The organism is Paenibacillus sp. NPDC056933, assembly GCF_042674385.1.
In the GTDB taxonomy this organism is placed as follows: Bacteria; Bacillota; Bacilli; order Paenibacillales; family Paenibacillaceae; genus Paenibacillus.
In genome coordinates this window covers 1-20,126 of record NZ_JBHUQN010000015.1, presented here as the reverse complement: position 1 = coordinate 20,126, position 20,126 = coordinate 1, and the positions used below count along the sequence as shown (strand labels likewise).

Sequence of the window (20,126 nt, the reverse complement as noted above, 5' to 3'; positions counted from 1 at the left end):
TGTTTTGCAGACGGTGGGACTAACGCTCATGTCATCGTAGGGGCATGGGAGCCGGGTGTGGCTGGGTATGTGACCCGCGGACCTATTGAACAGGAAAAGCAGGAAGGTACTCATTGGATGGATTCCGAAACCAATAAAAAAGGGATTCATTCGCGACGAAATTGGTGGGTGCAAGAAAGAGATGCTGTACCTGCGGGCGATGGCAATGCTAATACGACGGGAAGATGAGGGTGACTCATATGCGAAGCGAATTTATAATCCGAACTGATAACCCAATAATCAGCAATCACTTAGTGCTAGGTAAGAAAACATTTCCTGGAGTGGCTTATATCGATATAGTATATCAATGTTTTGCGGAAAAAGGTTTCTCATATGAAGAACTTGAACTGCGGCATTTAGTCATATATGAGCCCATGACATTCCAACACGATCCTGGAAAGATATTGCTTAAATTCACATCCAAGGATACTGATGAAGGCGTTTGGATAATTAGAGTTGAAGGCTTGCAACAGCACGACGATGAATGGAGCGATAACAAGCAACTGTTGATGACAGCGGAAATACATCGAAGTAATGTAATTACGTATGAGACAAATCTAAATAAGGACGATATTATTCGTTCAGCCCAGTCTGTTCTTGACTTGGAGCAAGTCTATCAAACATGCCGTACTCATCAACTTGTTCATACGGGCTATATGAAGACAAATGGACGGATTTTTGATATAAGCAATGCAATCGTGATGGAAATATCCATAGATAGGGAAGCGCGAAAAGATGCAGATCAGTTCTTGTTTCACCCCGCACTTATCGATTCTAGTGCGGTAGGCTCCGGTGCTTGGTTTCATAGAATCGCAGGAGGGAATTCGGACGCGGACCATTTGTATCTGCCTCTTTATTTTGAATCGTTCAGAGCGGTTCAACCATTACGTAGCAATTGTTTAACAAGAGTTAAAGCGGATACTGTTGATCGCAAGGAAGAACTGTTATCCATGGACCTTGAATTTTTTAACGAGGCAGGGGAGAAAATCGGTGAATTAATCAAATTCACAAACAAACGTCTAAGACAAGCAGAGGATACTAGTTCGGGCAAGTGGGGTGAACATTTCATTTCTGGACAAGAATCTGAGTTTAGGATGTCAGAAATGGATGTAACAGATGCTCCCCAAATGGGATACAACGATAACTTAGAATCCCAATACACTCTTATTCATAAAAACATTATCACATTTTTAAGGAAGTTACTGGCAGGGTTACTCCATCGAACAGAAGAGCATATACGCATAAATACGGGTTACTATGAGATGGGGCTTGATTCAAAGAATTTATTGGAGGCCGTTAGACTCATCAGCGAGCGTATAGGAACTGCGCTGTCTCCAACGCTCCTGTTTGAATACACCACGATTAAGCAATTAGCAGATCATTTGAGTGACATGTATCCTCAAGCTTTCGAAAGAGGTATAGGGCTTGGGAAGAACATATCTAAAACTGAAGATGAAACATTATCAAGTGGAAGTGGACTAGGAGCTTGGTCTAAAAACCTCCTGGATTTGAATGACCATCGTGCATCAATTCATGAAGATATTGCAGTGATCGGTATGGCTGGGAGGTATCCAGGATCTACTACCTTAGAGGAGTTTTGGTCCAACTTAACCGAAGGTAAGGATTTAATCCGAGAAATTCCAAAGAACCGGTGGAAATGGGAGGATTTTGAGTCATTCCGTTCACCATCCGGTAAAGCTTTATCAAAATGGGGAGGGTTCATTGATGATCCTGATTGTTTTGATGCCTCGTTCTTTCGAGTTACTCCGCGAGATGCAGAGACTCTTGATCCGCAGGAACGTCTATTTTTAGAAACCTGCTGGGAGGCAGTGGAAGATGCAGGATATACTCCCGATACACTGGTCAATCCAGTGGGCAAAACTAAACGACGGTCTGTCGGTGTATTTGCCGGTGTTATGAATAAAGATTATACACTTGTTGGAGCATCTGCGGGAAAACAGTTTCCTATTGCTTTAAATAACGCGCCAATCGCAAACCGCGTCTCGTATTTCTGCAATTTTCATGGACCGAGTATGACCATTGATACGGTATGCTCCTCGTCGCTAACGGCCGTGCATTTGGCTTTAAATAGTTTAGCGCTTGGCGAATGCGAGGTTGCCTTAGCAGGTGGGGTTAATCTGTCGCTGCATCCGGGAAAATATTTATCTTATGGTTTAGCAGATATGCATGCCAGTGATGGTCGTTGCCGGACCTTCGGGAAGGGCGGCGATGGCTATGTGTCTGGAGAAGGCGTAGGGGTGGTCGTACTTAAGTCGTTGCAAAAGGCGGAGGAGGACGGCGACCATATATACGCAGTGATTAAAGGCAGTGTTATTAATCATGTAGGAGCAGTAAGTGGAATAACAGTGCCAAGTCCAGTCGCACAAGGAGAAATGATTGAGACCTGTTTAGAAAAAACAGGCATCGATCCTCGGACCATCAGCTATATCGAAGCACATGGAACAGGTACCTCGCTGGGGGACCCCATCGAAATACAAGGACTGGAAAAGGCATTCCGTCGTTACACAGAGGATATTCAATATTGTTCCATTGGTTCGGTGAAGTCAAACATTGGACATGCGGAGTCTGCAGCAGGGATTGGAGGGCTGCATAAGGTTATTTTACAGCTTCATCATCGAACGCTGGTTCCATCACTGCACTCTTCTGATCCCAATCCGCATATTGATTTCGCTCGTTCTCCGTTCTATGTACAGCAGAAGACCGAAGCATGGAGACGGCCGATCCTAAAGGAGCAGGGAGAGGAAAAAGAATATCCACGCAGAGCAGGAATCAGTTCATTTGGTGCAACCGGTGCAAATGCTCATTTGATTCTGGAGGAATACATACCGGCGAAACAAGGAAAAGATGAGCGGAATATTGGAAGTGAGGGAGAGCAGCCCATTCTCATTCCACTCTCAGCTAAGAATAAAGAAAGACTGGGTGTCTATGCCGCCAAATTACTAGATTATCTACGCGGTGGGAAGCGAAATGGTCTAGTGAGCGAAATGGAAGCTCACTCAATTAAACCTTCACTGGAAGAGCTGGCCTTTACCCTACAAGTTGGACGTGTAGCGATGGAGGAACGCGTAGCGTTCATCGTTAGGAACCATAGTGAGCTTATGAATAAGCTAACTTGGATTGCTAGCGGGGAAGTAAATTATGGCCAGGATGGTATTTGGCACGGCAGGGTCTATGAGAATGGCGAATTGATCTCATCGGGTTCAACTTCTCAGCATATTCGAGAAATGACTGGCGAAGAATTAGCAAGAATTGCACGCTTATGGGCCCAAGGAGCAGAGTTGGATTGGTTATCCTTCTATCATGGCAATCATCCTGTGCGAACAAGCTTGCCGACATATCCATTCGCTAAGGAGCGCTACTGGGTTCCCGATGGAGTTTCCGTTGAATCGGAAAGTGGGATTGAGATTCCGAATTATCTTACCAATGCTTATATTCACCCATTGCTGCAACATAACACTTCCCAATTTGGTGAGATTCGCTATACGTCGGTTTTTACGGGTGAGGAGTTTTTCCTTGCGAATCATTTGATACACGGGCAGCGTGTACTTCCAGGTGTAGTCTATCTTGAAATGGTTAGGGTTGCAGTCAAGCAGGAGACCGCTGTTCCTGATAATCATATTATTCAATTCAAACATGTGCATTGGGCAAATAAAGCTGTTGCTGAAGAGGGTAATGAACTTGAACTGCATGTCGGTCTATTGCTGAACGATGACGATATTACGTTTGAAGTATACCAAGGAACTCCTGCACTTGAAGGGGAACGTATGGTTTATTGTAGTGGAAGTGTTATGGTGATTTCCGCTAAACCTTCGCCTCTCGTTGATATTCAATCTCTTCATAATGTATGCAGTCATTCATCTTTAGAGGCTCAGTATATTTACAACCTTTATCAGGGGGTTGGCATAGTCATTGGAACAGGTTACAGGGGAATTGAATCAGTACAAATTGGAAATCGTCAAGCGTTAGCTACACTTTCTCTAGTTGGAGGTATACAGGAAAACGAAGACTTCTTCCTCCATCCTACTTTGCTTGATGCTGCTCTTCAGGCATCAATCGGTTTATCTGTTGGTGATGGACAGTTCCTAGCAACAGAGGTGCCTTTTGCTTTTGAATCCCTCGAGATATATAGCTCTTGTCGACAAGTTAATAAAGCATGGATCCGATGGAGCGAAGGTCAAGTGGTAGAAACCTTGCGAAAGCTCGATATTGATTTGATAGGGAATGACGGTTCTGTGTGCGTCAGCCTCCGGGGACTGACTACGAGAGCTATAGAGCAGGTTGACCATTCCGAAATCAGTCAAGTACGTACTATGAGCAGCCTCACTTCAATACCAATGGATCAAACAGGACTGCTTATGCTAGTTTCTGATTGGAAAGAACAGCAAGTACAAGAGTTGAAGAAAGAAGAATCTAGGTTACCTGAAGAGACAATTCATCTTGTACTGCTATATGAAATGGATGAGTTGTCTACCGAGATCTTGTCTACTCGACTAAGAGGTGCACAATGTTTGCAGGTTAATCCTCCAGGGTATCGTTTGGATGAACGCTTTCTGTTCTATTCGAAGCATCTGATTACTAATATTCAAGAAATGTTATCGGATCGAACCGATCGACAGTTAATGATACAAGTGGTAATAGGGATTGATGCCGAGAATACTGTGATGGCTGGACTATACGGCATACTAAAGACAGCAAAGTTGGAAAATCCACGGTTTAATGGTCAGATTATCGAAATGGAGAAAGGTGAATCTGTATCTAGTATCATAGAAAGATTGGCTGCAGATCGTTTTTATAGAGATGCTCATATTCGCTACAAAGAGGGTAATCGTTTCATTACCAAATTAAAAGAGATTCACTGTGAGCAATCAGTCGTTGGTATGCTTCCATGGAAAGATGATGGGGTCTATCTGTTGACTGGCGGAGCCGGTGGTTTGGGAAAGATTTTCGCTGCTGAGATAGCCCGAACTGTTAAGAATGCCACTTTGATTATTGTTGGACGATCCCTACTTGATCTTGATAAGCAAGCCCAACTTATGGAATTGGAAATTATGGGTGTGCACAGCGAATATAGACAAGCTGATGTAACGGATAAATTAGTAGTAGAAGAGATAATGCACGCCATTGAATTAGAGTTTGGAAGACTCGACGGCATTATTCATTCCGCCGGATTAATCAAAGACAATTATTTGATAAATAAGAGTGTGGACGAGCTGCACACCGTGATGGCTCCAAAGGTATCCGGCTTGATTCACTTGGATGAGGCAAGTAAACAATTCCAATTGGACTTTTTTATCTTATTTTCATCTGGCGCTGGCGCTTTTGGAAATCCTGGTCAGGCAGACTATGCTGCTGCAAATGCATTTATGGATATTTACGCTGAGTACCGGAATAGTTTGGTAGCGATAGGACAAAGAGCAGGTAGGACATTGTCGATCGGTTGGCCGCTCTGGAAAGAAGGAGGAATGCACATTGATGCGACTACGGAGAAAGAGATAAGCCGGAAAACAGGCATGGTTCCGCTTGATACGGAAGCTGGGGTACAGGCCCTCTATCAAGCATATAGCCTAAAAAACAGTCGAGTTGTGGTTCTATCTGGTTATACGGAGCAGATACGCAATAGCTTACAAGCACAGGAGGGCATGATGAAAAACGAATCAGCACGATCTGGTCCTGAAGAGCGTGTATTGCAGGTAGACGAGAGAGAATTACTTGAAAACAAAGCAATCCATGAATTTAGGAAGTTGATCGCTTCCGTCGTGAAACTGCCTGCAAACCGAATTGAACCGGATATCACCTTTGAGAAATATGGATTGGATTCGATTGCGTATATGCAAATTACTGGGGAGTTGGAACAGCGTTTTGGGACACTTCCCAAAACGCTGTTCTTCGAATACCCAAGTCTTCGAGCGATAACAGGTTATTTCGTCAAATCATATCGCAATGAGCTGCTTAGGATGCTTGGGCTTAACGGATGGCACACAGGTAGCATGCAGGGCGAATCAGGTGGAAGAAGTGTAGAGAGCAAAAAGACTGTGGGTTCTGACTCTGAGTCCTCTGTTGATGATCATGTGAAGTCTACTTTGCATACAGATCAGCCCTCGTCTACAAACAATAATATGGATATAGCAATAATTGGACTGGATGGCCGCTATCCGGGTGCGAGAACGTTGGACGAATTTTGGACACGCTTGTCTAACGGAGACGACTGCATTACAGAAATTCCTCAAGATCGATGGGATCATCGTCTGATTTTTGATGAAAACAGAACAACGCCCGGAAAAACTTATGGCAAGTGGGGAGGCTTTATCGAAGGTATTAGTGAGTTTGACTCACAGTTTTTTCATATCTCACCCCGAGAAGCGGAGATGATGGACCCGCAAGAGAGATTATTTCTCCAAAGCGTATATTCGGCCATGGAAGATGCGGGTTATACGAGGGAGTCTATTGGTGATCATACAAAGGGACTTGGCGGAAACGTCGGTGTTTATGTCGGTGTTATGTATGATGAGTATCAATTGTACGGGGCGCAGGAACAAGCTAGAGGTAACGCTCTAACGTTGTCTGGAAATCCGGCAACTATTGCCAACCGGGTATCCTATTTTTGCAATTTTCATGGACCAAGTATGACGTTAGGGACAATGTGCTCATCATCACTCACAGCAATTCACCTTGCGGTCCAAAGTCTAAGAAACGGGGAATGCGAGTATGCCGTTGCTGGCGGTGTTAATGTTTCCATCCATCCCAACAAATATATCATGTTGGGGCAAGGGCAATTTATCTCTAGCAAAGGGCGCTGTGAAAGCTTCGGTAGGGGTGGTGACGGCTATGTACCAGGTGAGGGAGTCGGAACCGTATTTTTAAAGCCGTTAGGCAAAGCAGTTGCAGATGGGGATCATATTTATGGGGTAATCAAAGCAACAGCAATTAATCACGGAGGAAAAGTAGCGGGATATACCGTTCCAAATCCGAATGCACAATCAGCTGTAATTGAAAAGGCGCTAAAAGAAGGCGGAATCGACCCTCGGATGATAGGGTATATCGAGGCACATGGAACAGGTACTTCACTTGGTGATCCTATCGAGATTGCGGGACTGACGAACTGTTTCCGTTCCAGTACACAAGATAAACAGTTCTGTGCAATCGGCTCGGTAAAATCGAATATCGGGCATTGTGAAAGTGCTGCTGGTATAGCAGGAATAACGAAAATACTGTTACAGTTCAAGCATGGAAAGTTGGTTCCTTCCTTACATTCCACGGCGCTTAATCCGAATATTGATTTTTCCGAAACGCCGTTTATCGTACAACAGGAAAGTAGTGATTGGAAACGGCCTACGGTAGGGAAAGGGGCAGGAAACGAGCTTCCGAGAACAGCTGGAGTTTCCTCGTTTGGGGCAGGCGGTGCGAATGCACACATCATATTACAGGAGTACATGCCTACGTCTGACGAACGCGAAAACCGCCTTCCAGATTCCCGACGCCCGGCCTTGATTGTCCTATCAGCTAAAGATGAAGACAGGCTACATGAGATGGTGCAAAGACTTATTAGCGATATTGAACACCGACCTATCACGGATTTGCAACTCTTGGATATGGCATACACGCTACAAATTGGACGCGAAGCCATGGAACAACGCTTAGCGTTAACTGCTTCCTCGGTGGACGAGTTGAAGAGAAAGCTGACCGACTATCTAAAAGGAGAGCCTGATATTACTGAGCTTTACACAAACAAAATTAGACCAAATTTCGATGCGTTATCAGTCTTGACTGATGAGGATATGGTTCATACTGTACAAGCTTGGTTGCACAAAGGAAAGTATACCAACCTGCTTCAGCTTTGGGTGAAGGGACTCGTCATTGACTGGACCATACTATATGGAGACTGGCAGCCTCGCCGGATTAGTCTCTCGACCTATCCGTTTGCAAAAGAGCGTCATTGGGTTCAGATAACTACAGGAGTCTCCTCGGTACCTGAAGCTCCCAAGCATGTGTTACATCCTTTGGTGCATCGTAATACATCTGATTTGATGGAGCAGCGGTATAGTTCGACTTTTACTGGGCAGGAGTTCTTTCTCCAGGATCATCGTATAAAAGGGAGAGCTGTATTGCCTGGTGCCGCCTATTTGGAACTGGCGAGAGCAGCGGTGCATTTAGCCCAAGGTACGAGGGAGGATGATCTACTCCACTGGAAAATAGCTGATGTAACGTGGACCAGACCGTTCGTAATTGATCAAAGTGAAGAAGAGCTACACATTAGTGTAACTCCACATGATAATGGAGATATTGGCTTTGTGGTATATAGTAGTCCTGAAGAAACCTCTGATGATCCTGTAATTCATAGTCAGGGGAAATTTGTGGTGGACAATGGCGATAATTATCTTATCGAGGCGCCGAAGCGAGACATCGACCTTATCCGTTTAGAAAACAATCAACGTTTTGATGCAAAAACGTGTTATCAGATTTTTACGGAAACTGGCCTTCAATACGGTCCAAGTCATCAAGCGATTAATTATCTAAACGTCAGTGAAACGACGGTTCTGGCAGAACTTGCTTTGCCATCTTCAGCAGAAGAGTTGAGATCATTCATTATGCACCCAGCTCTGATTGATGCGGCATGGCAAGCAACAATCGGATTTAACCTCGCAGCCGGGGGAGTAACTTACAATAATAAGGCGCTAGCAATGCCGTTTGCGTTGGATGAGCTTGTGATATGGGAAGACTGCTCTGAGCACATGTTGGCGATTGTCCAGCACAGCCCGAGAAGTGGGGCGACTTCTTCAGTCGCAAAGTTTGACATTGACTTGTGTGGAGCGGATGGCACCGTCTGCATCCAAATGAAGGGTCTTACATGTAGGATACTGGAGGAATCAGTTTCGGTTAGCCCCAATGAAACTTTAAAAGAGACAGATACGGATACTTCGTTAATATTAAGACCAATCTGGGGAGCAGTAACACCGGAAACAGAAGAAACACTGCCATTTGAACCTGAACGGACAATGTTAGTTGTAGGACCAGCGTATAAGTGGGAGCTCTGGCACCGGCAAATTCAAGGAATTGTCCCATTTGAAATAAAACCTTCTGAGAGTTTGGATATCATAAGTCACAGATTGTCGAAGATCGAAGAGATTAAACATTTCGTGTGGGTTGCTTATAGTGGCGACGAGTCAGTTGAGCTTCCATTCCGTGAGGATATGCAAGGCCCAGAAGTGGTAATTCTAGCGTTCCGATTTATTCAGGCGTTGCTTCGTTCGGGCTATGGTAGCCAGGAGATAGAACTTACTATTATAACCTCTCAAGCACAAATGATATTTGAAAGTGAACTTATAGATCCTAATCAGGCCAGTCTTCATGGGTTTATTGGATCTCTCGCTAAAGAATATCCGAATTGGAATATTCGTTTAGTCGATACCGATCAGGAAGAATTTCCACCATTAAGCGAGGTATTAGCTCTTCCTCCAGATAAAGATGGCCTACCTTGGTGCTATCGCCATTCAGAATGGTACCGTCGAGCACTTGTCCCAGTTGAGTTACCCATACCAACTAAATCTACGTATCGATCAGGTGGGGTATACGTAGTCATTGGCGGTGCCGGCGGTATCGGCGAAGTGTGGAGCGAATACATGATACACCGCTATCAAGCTGTAATCATCTGGATCGGCCGTAGAGAAAAGGATGCTATTATTCAAGCAAAAATTGATCGCTTATCAACTTTAGGTCAAGCTCCAACTTACATTCAGGCTAATGCTGCCAACCGCATTGAGATGCATCAAGCATATAATTGGATCAAACAGCGTCATGAGCAAATTCATGGCGTTATTCATGCTGCTATCGTGTTGGCAGATCAAATGATTGCGAATATGGATGAGTCGAACTTCATCTCGGTGTTTAATGCCAAGGCCAAGGTGAGTCTGCAGATTGAACAGACATTTCAAAATGAAATGTTGGATTTTGTTTTATTCTTCTCTTCCATTAATGCTTTTGCGGGAACACCGGGCCAAAGTAATTATGTGGCTGGTTGTGCGTTCAAGGATGCTTTTGCTCGAGGATTATCTAGTCGTTGGTTATGTCCGGTTAAAGTCATCAATTGGGGTTATTGGGGACACCACGGCGCTGTTGCTGATGAATTGTATAGGGAGCGAATGAGCCGGATGGGTATTGGTTCGATTGAGTCAGTGGAGGCAATGGACTTACTAGAGAAGGTACTTGAAGCTCCCATTGATCAGATCGCATACATGAAAGTAACGTCTGATTACTCACCTTTAGGTATAAAACCCAATGAGCGTATTGTCATCTATCCTCATACAGAAGCTCTCTTCAATTCTCATGAAGAGGAAAGAGTAATTGACAATTCGATAATGAGACGTGAGGCAATGATTGCCGTTAATCATAATCATGTCGTTCAGATGAATGAGCTTATGGGCCAATTGCTTTGGTGTCAAATGCAATCAATGATTATTTTCGAGAAATCTTTAGTGCAAATAGATTCAATGGAATTACGAGCTGGCACACAACAGCAGTATAACCGATGGATCAAAGAGAGCCTTCATGTGCTGGAGAGACTTGGATTTTTACGTCGTTCAGACGAGATGGATAACCAGTGGCTTGTCACGGGAAAGGCACCGTCAAACGCAGCCGCTGTCTGGGAAAAGTGGGATTCACAAAAATCGATCTGGATGAATGATCCAACGATTCGAGCACAGGTCGAATTAGCCGAAACTATGCTGCGAGCGCTGCCTGAAATTTTAATCGGAAGCCGTAAAGCTACAGATCTGATGTTTCCTAACTCATCTATGAAGCTAATTGAAGGAATTTATAAAAATAATCCTGTGGCGGATTATTTCAACGATTTCCTTGCCCGTACTGCTGTCGACTATATTCAGAAGCGGATCCAAAATGATCCAAATGCGAGAATCCGTATTTTGGAAGTTGGCGCTGGGACGGGTGGAACAAGCGCAACAATGTTTGAAATGCTAAAACCTTACCAGAGCTCCGTACAAGAGTATTGTTATACGGATATTTCACAGGCTTTTCTCATGCATGGGGAGCGCGAGTATGCTAGTCGATTGCCTTATGTAAACTGTAGGATTTTGGATGTGGAATTATCTATTGGTGGGCAAGGGGTAGATGTAGGATCATACGACATGGTTATTGCCACAAATGTGTTGCATGCCACTAGACATATTCGTTCTGCTCTACGCAATGTCAAGGCTGCCTTACGTCCAAATGGTTTGCTTCTTCTCAATGAGATTGCCGGAAACCGATTATTTACGCACCTTACTTTTGGATTGTTGGAGGGATGGTGGTTATATGAGGATCCTGGGCTACGTATCGATGGAAGTCCTGCTCTTTCATCCAAGTCCTGGAAGGTGGCTTTGGAAGGAGAAAATTATCACAGCATTCGTTTTCCAGCGGTTGAATACGAAGAAATGGGGCAACAGATCGTTGTTGCTAAGAGCGACGGTGTCGTACGGCTAAACGATTCTATTCCTTCAGTTATAGAGACTCCATTGAATAAGCGTGTGGTGGTTGCAAAGAATTCTGTAGAACCTATCAGCGGGGAAGGGGGGCAAGAGATGCTTCGCGAGAAGACACGAGCCTACCTGAAGCAGCTAGTGGGCGAGACATTGAAACTTTCAACAGAACGTATCGATACATCCGAGAGGATGGAGAAGTACGGGATTGATTCTATATTGATTGTACGACTAACTGACAAGCTTCGTACTGTAATGTCCGATGTGAGCAGTACACTGTTTTTCGAATATCAAACAATTGATTCATTGGCCGAGCATTTGATTCATGATCGTCCTCAAGAAATGGCAGTACTAGTCGGAGCTGAGCCTAATGTGAAAGTAGAAAGAACTGTTGAAAGAAATAACAACAAAAACCTTTCAGTTATGAATGGGCCAGGTAAACATGTTGATCAACCCACCAGTAGATTTAAGAGAAAGACTTCTACTGAGCAACAGGATGCGATAAGGACACAATCGACTAATCGTGATGTTGCTATTATCGGTCTTTCTGGCCAATATCCGATGGCAGGGAACGCTCATCAGTTCTGGACAAATCTGTTGGAAGGTAAAAACTGTATTTCAGAGATTCCACCAGAACGCTGGGATTGGAAACGTTACTTCAGTGACGAGAAGGAAACAAGCGGATCCATGTATACAAAATGGGGCGGATTTATTCGAGATATTGATTGTTTTGATCCTAAATTTTTCCATATATCTCCGAGAGAAGCGATGCAGATGGATCCCCAGGAGCGTTTGTTCCTCCAAAATGCTTACGCAAGTATTGAGGATGCAGGTTACAGGCCAGATAAACTTAGTGAAACTGGCAAGGTTGGCGTATTTGTCGGCGTGATGAACGGAAATTATCCGACTGGGGCAAGTTACTGGTCCATCGCAAATCGCGTATCTTACACTTTAAACTTTAATGGGCCAAGCATGGCGGTTGACACAGCATGTTCATCGTCTTTGACAGCTATAATCCTTGGCATGGATAGTTTGTTTAATGGAATGAGCGATGTAGTTATATGTGGAGGGGTAAACCTTATTGTTGATCCTGTCCATTATATAAAGCTGTCTGCAGCTAAAATGCTCTCTCCAACTGATCGGTGTAAGGCGTTTGGCGAACAAGCCGACGGTTTTGTGGACGGAGAATGTGTCGGTGCCGTTATTTTGAAACCGTTGAACAAGGCTGTTGAAGATGGCGACCACATTTATGGTGTAATCAAAGGCGGTTCGATTAACTCTGGTGGGAAAACGAACGGCTATACCGTACCCAACCCGAATGCACAACATCAAGCAATCACCGACGCCCTTAAAAGATCAGGGATTCAACCTGAAATGGTTAGCTATGTGGAGGCACATGGCACAGGGACTGCCTTGGGTGATCCTATTGAGATTGCAGGACTTTCGAAAGCTTTTGGAGACGGGACGGGTAGAAAGCAATATTGTGCCATTGGATCGGTCAAGTCCAATATCGGTCACTGCGAAAGTGCTTCGGGAATTGCAGGGCTCACAAAAGTGATTATGCAAATGAAGTATGAAACATTGGTTCCTTCGATTCATGCTGAAAAGTCTAATCCAGATATTAACTTCCGAAACAGTCCGTTTAAGCTGCAAACTGAGCGTGCGCCATGGTGTCGACCAGTTTTAGAACAAGGAGGAGCGTATAAGGAAGTTCCTCTGATTGCAGGCATTTCTTCGTTTGGGGCGGGTGGTGCAAACACCCATCTTATTATTGAGGAATATCGACCGAATTTGACGAATAGCACTGTGGGGTCACAGGCGCGGTCAGTCACAATTGTGCTTTCAGCCAAGAACGTTGACAGGCTAAAGGAACGCTCTCGTCAGCTGGTGGCGCAAATCCAGGAGGAAAATATTACAGATGACAATCTTTTGGACGCAGCATACACCTTGCAAATAGGACGGGAATCCATGGAGGAGCGACTTGCGTTCGTTGTTGATTCCGTAAGTGATCTTGAGATTAGGCTAAAAGAGTTCATTGAAGGTAATCAATCGGCTGGTATGCATTTCGGACAAGTTAAATCTAAGAATCAAGCATTTACGCCTAATGTTGCAGAATCTGCTTGGCCGAATCGCGAATATGATCAGTGTGAAAAGCTGGCATCCATGTGGGTTAAAGGATATCAAGTTGATTGGTCTCTGCTGTATAACACAACTAAACCCAGCAGGATAAGTCTGCCAAGCTACCCGTTCGCTAACGAAAGGTATTGGGTAAATGCTAAACACGAAGCAGAGGAGACCAGCTTCTCTAAGGATTCAGTCGAAAAGGTATCTCCATTAGCTACAACTATTCTAGAGGTAACGCCAACCCAAACGGATTCTAATTACATCCAGTTGAGCGGTTTGCAGGATATAGTACATGTTTCACCAACGCAGAAGCCAGTAAGGATTGAGTTGTCTGCGCTTCCTCAGTCTGAGGTAATATCCATTGAAATTAAAGAAGAAAGCAAACCTGAACCCTTGTTAACACCCATTTTGGAACGTAAAAAAGTCCTGCCTGTCCATCAAACAGCAGAGCAGCTTATTGCCGAGCTTGCCCAAACACTGGCTGATGCTCTTTTCATGTCACTTCATGAGATTGATTACGACCGCAGCTTTATCGAAATGGGAATGGACTCTATCATTGGTGTGGAATGGATTCAAGCTATTAATAAGCGATATGGAATCTCAATTTCGGCGACAAAAGTCTATGATTATCCGACCCTGCGTGAGTTTTCCATATATTTAGCAGGAGAGTTGCCAAATAGGGCACAGGATCCAGGCGATGTTATTGAGAACGTTCTGAATATTACAACTAATAAGCAGGAATCGGTAACAGCGATGTTCATGACATCCGGTTCACTAATGGAAGAGTTGAAAGACTTACTAGCGGAGACGTTGTTTATGAATCGAGCTGACGTTGAGCTAGAGAAGAGCTTTATCGAAATGGGAATGGATTCGATTACGGGCGTGGAATGGGTTCAACTCATCAATAAACGGTATGGGACGAATGTCACTGCAACTAAAATATACGATTACCCAACTATTACGGAGTTTTCGGACTATCTTATGACTGAATTGAGTAAAAGTAACGATCATTCTGGAACAATGTCGAGTTCCAACAACAATTTGGAGTCGTCTCATAATCCGCTAACATTGGAAATGGTACTTGAGAAAGTTCGCCAAAAAGCCATTCCAATCGACCAGGCAGAGCAATTGTTGAGCTCCTTACTTTCCAAGTAAATAAAAGAGAGGGATTGCCATGAATATTCAGCACGTTCTACGCGCTTTGGAGGCAGGAGAGATAAGTCCGGAAGATGCAAAAATGAAACTCGCTAGTTTGACGGCATCTAATGAGAAATCACCGGTACTTCCTGAAACCAGCGAGGAGAAACCTGACAGTAAAGATGCAATTGCCATCATTGGAATGTCAGGCAAATATCCGGACGCTCCCGATTTGGTCCAGTATTGGGACAACCTTGTTCAAGGCAAAAATTCTATCCGAGTGATTCCTCCTTCTCGCTGGCAGGTCGAAGACTACTATGATCCACGTCTTTCCCAGCGAGGAAAGGTGTACTGCAAATGGATCGGTATGCTTGATGATATCGATTGTTTTGACCCGTTGTTTTTTAATATTTCGCCTGCTGAAGCGGAAGATATGGATCCCCAACAGCGATTGTTCCTGCAAGAGGCGTATCATGCATTTGAAGACGCGGGTTATTCTCGTGAACAGCTGAGTGGGTCTAAATGCGGAGTGTACCTCGGAATAATGAGTAATGAGTACGGTCTTATGTTGTATCAGAACCAGGTCGGTGCAAATAGTACAACTGGAAATAGTTTTGCGATAGCTGCTGCTAGACTTCCTTATTATCTCAATTTGAAGGGGCCAGCGGTTCCAGTGGATACCGCTTGCTCATCCTCTTTGGTTGCCGCGCATATTGCTTGTCAGGCATTGAAAAGTGGCGAAATTGATATGGCCCTTGTCGGTGGCGTCACTCTATATTTGACACCAGAATCTTATATTAGTATGTGTGGTGCGGGAATGTTGTCACCGGATGGGCAGTGCAAGACATTCGATAATACTGCAAACGGATTCGTTCCTGGAGAAGGTGCAGGTGCACTAGTGTTGAAGAGATTAAAAGATGCAGAGGCGGATAAGGATCATATTTATGGTGTTATTATTGGGTCAGGGCTCAACCAAGATGGCAAAACAAATGGTATCACAGCTCCGAGTGCGAATAGCCAAATGGAACTGGAGCGAGAAATATACGAAAAATACAGTATTGATCCAGAGACTATCGGTTACGTCGAAATGCATGGAACTGGGACGAAATTAGGGGATCCAATTGAGCTGGAGGCATTATCAACCGTATATGGAGAGAAAACCGATAAAAGGAACTACTGTGCAATTGGTTCGGTTAAAAGCAATATAGGCCACACTTCTGCTGCTGCCGGAATTGCTAGTATCCAAAAGGTTTTACTTAGTATGAAACACCGGAAACTGGTTCCGACATTGAACTTCGAGAAACACAATGAGCATTTTGATTTTAAGCAATCACCGTTCTATGTCAATACAGAAGTGAAGGAATGGGAGAGTAAAAACGAGGCCCCGCTACGTGCGGGGGTGAGCTCGTTTGGATTCAGTGGCACAAATGCTCATTTTGTTATTGAACAATATACGGGTAAAGGTGCTGAAACCCGTACTAATTCTGATGACAATGATCCGGTTTTAGTCGTTCTTTCGGCCAAAAGCGAAAAGCAACTTCAACAGTACGTAAAGCACGTTATGGAGTGGTTAAAGAATGACAGGTATACAAGTTTACGAGACGTGGCATTTACTTTACAGACCGGTCGAGAGCCGATGGATTACCGTTTGGCAGTGAAGGCTGAATCAATGACCAACCTTCTTCAAAAGTTTGATGCATATGTTAATGGTCATGATGCTGCGAATATCTTCAGTGGAAATACAAAACAAAACCGGAATGAAGTTGTTATCTACGATAGTGATGCGCAGGCAATCAAAGTACTTGAGGTGTGGCTTCTCAATAAACAACTAGATCGTGTTGCCGACATTTGGGTGAAAGGAGCCAAGGTAAACTGGAATCTACTTTACAGTGAAGACCAACCTTATCGAGTTAGTCTACCTACGTATCCTTTTCTTAAGAATAGATATTGGTTAAAAAAGTTAGAATCGTTGAAAGAATTTGGAGAAGCCAAAGAGGAAATATCATTACAGAATTTTACCGGGCTACTTCATCCATTGCTCCACTTAAACACATCCGATTTATTTGAACAACGTTACAGTTCGACATTCAGTGGTAACGAATTCTTCCTTTCTCATCATGTAATTGGGGGAGAGCGAATGTTGCCAGGCGCTGCTTACTTAGAAATGGCACTGAAGGCAGCTGGTTTCGCTGGGCGATTGTCTGAAAAGGGTCCGATGTCGATTCGCTTACGAAACGTTATATGGGAGCGTCCGTTTATCGTCCAGAATCATTCTGTAGAAGTCCATACTCGAGTGAATGACAGTCAAGCCGACGGAATGACAATTGAAATTTACAGTGAAGCCGTTGATCCAAATGAGATGCCTGTCATGTATTGCCGTGCGTGGGCTTCCATTGAGCCCATTCGTACACATTCACCTCTTGATCTTGAAGCGACGTTAATTCGTTGCGGGGTTAGCGTACTGGATGCGGAGCAATGCTATGAATTGTTTGAGAACATGGGCATTAAGTATGGACCGGCCCACAAAGGAATTAAAAGACTTCATGCATGCGAGGATGAAGTGTTGGCCGAGTTAATACTTCCTGATTCCATATCGGAAACTGCAGAGGAATACACCTTGCATCCGAGTGTTGTGGATTCTGCATTGCAAGCATCTATTGGTTTTATTCTGTCATCAGGCCAGATGATTGGTAGCGATAGAGCCATTCGTATTATGCCTTACGGTTTAGAGGAGCTTGAGCTTATTCGTCCATGTAGAGACACCAATATGTGGTCGAAGATCTCCTATAGCGACAACAATGATTCTACGAGCACTAAAACGACAATGGATATTCACATTTATAACACCATGGGTGAAATCTGTGTGCGTATAAAAGGTTTTTCGGTTCGAGTTGTGGAAGTGGCGGACTCTATAAAAAACGACCTGGTTTTGCTTCAACCTGTGTGGCAAGAAGAGACGGGGCTTCGTTCTGTACAATCAGACAACGATGAGCATGTTGTCCTTCTATGCGGAATGGAGGAAGCAACCTTTAAAAATAACATGAAGATGCCACTGGAGAGGACCCGTTATGTCGTATTAAAGTCAGCATCCTTCTTAATTGATGAGAAGTTTACGGCGTATGCTCTACAGGCTTTCGAGGAAATTAAGACAATCATCATTAGTAAACCTGTAGGTAGAGTGCTCATACAAATTGTAGTTCCACCCCAGAATGACGGGGCACCGGTAGTTGGATTGCTTAGCATGTTAAGATCAGTAGAGATGGAAAATAGCCGGATACGAGGGCAACTCATTCAGCTGGATACCATTGATGAGACAGTAATCAAAGATAAATTATTCGAAAACAGAATTTTACCTTATTCACGCCACATTCGATATCAATATGGTAAACGAATGACTGAGTCTTGGGTGGAGGTAGACCAAGGTTCGCTAGAGCCGTGTATTCCTTGGAAGGCAAAAGGGGTATATCTCATTACTGGTGGATTGGGCGGATTGGGCCGTATCTTTGCTAAAGAGATTGCGCGTACAGCACAGGGTGCTGTATTGATTCTTACTGGTAGATCCAGCAAGACGGATACCGATGATCTATGGCTACGTGAGCTTGAATTGTTTAATATTCAAGTAGAGTACAGGCAGCTGGATGTAACGGATGCACCCGTGGTCGATGATTTGATTCATTATATTTGTGAGCGCTACGGATCTCTTGATGGCATTATTCACAGCGCAGGGATGAAGCGAGATAACTATATTGTCCATAAGTCGAGCGAAGAGTTTATGAATGTAATTGCACCGAAGGTGTCGGGGTTGGCTAATCTCGATCGATCTAGTAAGGACCTGCGGCTTGACTTTTTCATATTGTTCTCTTCTCTAGCCGGGAGTTTGGGTAATCAGGGACAAAGCGATTACGCCTCGGCGAACGGATTTATGGATGCGTTTTCAGGATATCGAAACCAGTTGGTTACATCCGGTCTTCGACACGGATATACACTGGCCATTAATTGGCCTCTTTGGCAGGATGGCGGTATGCAAGTTGATGCAGAAACAGAGAAGATGATGCTACGGAGTGCGGGTATCGTCCCCATGCAGACTTTGACTGGTATTCAGGCTTTGTATATTGCGTACGCTACGGGTCTTGGGCAGGTTATGGTCATGGAGGGCCGTTTATCCCAGATTAGGGAACGGATGCTTCAAGCTGTGCACACTGAAGTTCAAGTGCCAGGCGTGTTGTCTGAATACCAGACAGACGATGCTCAATTCCGAAATGTAACCGGGTTTATTGAGAAAGCGGTCTGCAGCATTTTAAAAGTGAAGCGTGAAGAAATTGATGAACATGCCCAATTGACGGAATATGGTTTCGATTCTATCACATTTACGAGATTGACTAATGAGCTGAACGAACATTACAAGATCGAGCTGACGCCTGCAATTTTCTTTGAGTACCCAACCATGAGTGGTTTGGCTGGTTATATGTGCAACGAATATGCTGATGCTATTGATGAAAAGACTCCAAATAGGGAGATTACAAGGAATTCTTCTGTCGATCATAACCCAGCTCCTGCTGCTATAAAGCAGCAGCCAGTGAAGTTCCAGCGACGAGGACGTGCTAATGATAATTTCTTTACTAATAGTACGCTTAAACAGAAGGATAAAACCGAAAAAGAGCCAATCGCCATTATAGGTTTGAGCGGCATATTCCCGATGGCAGATGATGTAGATGCATTTTGGAGAAATCTTGTCGGAGGCAAGGACTGTATTTCAGAAATCCCACCAAGTCGCTGGGATTGGCAGGCGTACTACGGAAATCCTATGACGGAAGGTAACAAAACAAAGGCAAAGTGGGGCGGATTTATCAATGGTATTGATGAATTCGATCCGCTCTTTTTTGGCATTTCGCCGAAAGAAGCAGAGCTTATGGACCCACAACAGCGGCTTTTAATGACCTATGTCTGGAAAGCAATCGAGGACGCTGGCTACTCTGCGGAAAGCTTGTCTGGAAGCAATACCGGTATTTTTGTGGGTACGATGAACAGCGGCTATAGCAGTTTGATTAAGGAAGCGAAGGCTGCTATAGAAGGATATTCTGCAACAGGACTGGCAACTTCTGTTGGTCCGAACCGGATGAGTTACTTTCTGAACGTTCACGGACCGAGCGAACCGATAGAAACGGCCTGCTCCAGTTCTCTAGTCGCCATCCACCGTGCGGTAAGAGCTATTCAGAGTGGTGACTGTGGGATGGCCATTGCTGGAGGCGTAAATACGATCGTATCGCCAGAGCTACAGATCAGCTTCAGCAAAGCGGGAATGTTATGTGAGGACGGGCGATGCAAGACATTCTCAAG

2 protein-coding genes and 1 pseudogene are annotated in these 20,126 nt (G+C 44.3%); all 3 read left to right on the top strand.

Translation table 11 applies throughout. From position 1 onward, the window contains the following. The coding region (locus ACFTRD_RS32450) for a hypothetical protein (RefSeq protein WP_379387122.1) at window positions 1–228 on the top strand (228 nt) is incomplete at its 5' end. Between the two features lie 11 nt (window positions 229–239). Beyond that, window positions 240–14,807, top strand: a complete 14,568-nt coding sequence (locus ACFTRD_RS32445; RefSeq protein WP_379387120.1) for an SDR family NAD(P)-dependent oxidoreductase — start codon at window positions 240–242, stop codon at window positions 14,805–14,807. Window positions 14,808–14,949: 142 nt separating this feature from the next. After that, window positions 14,950–20,126: pseudogene (locus tag ACFTRD_RS32440) on the top strand (type I polyketide synthase); the annotation flags it as partial.

Coding starts and splice junctions, on each gene's coding strand:
- ACFTRD_RS32445 (WP_379387120.1), top strand. CDS start 240: ATGCGAAGCGAATTTATAATCCGAACTGATAACCCAATAATCAGCAAT.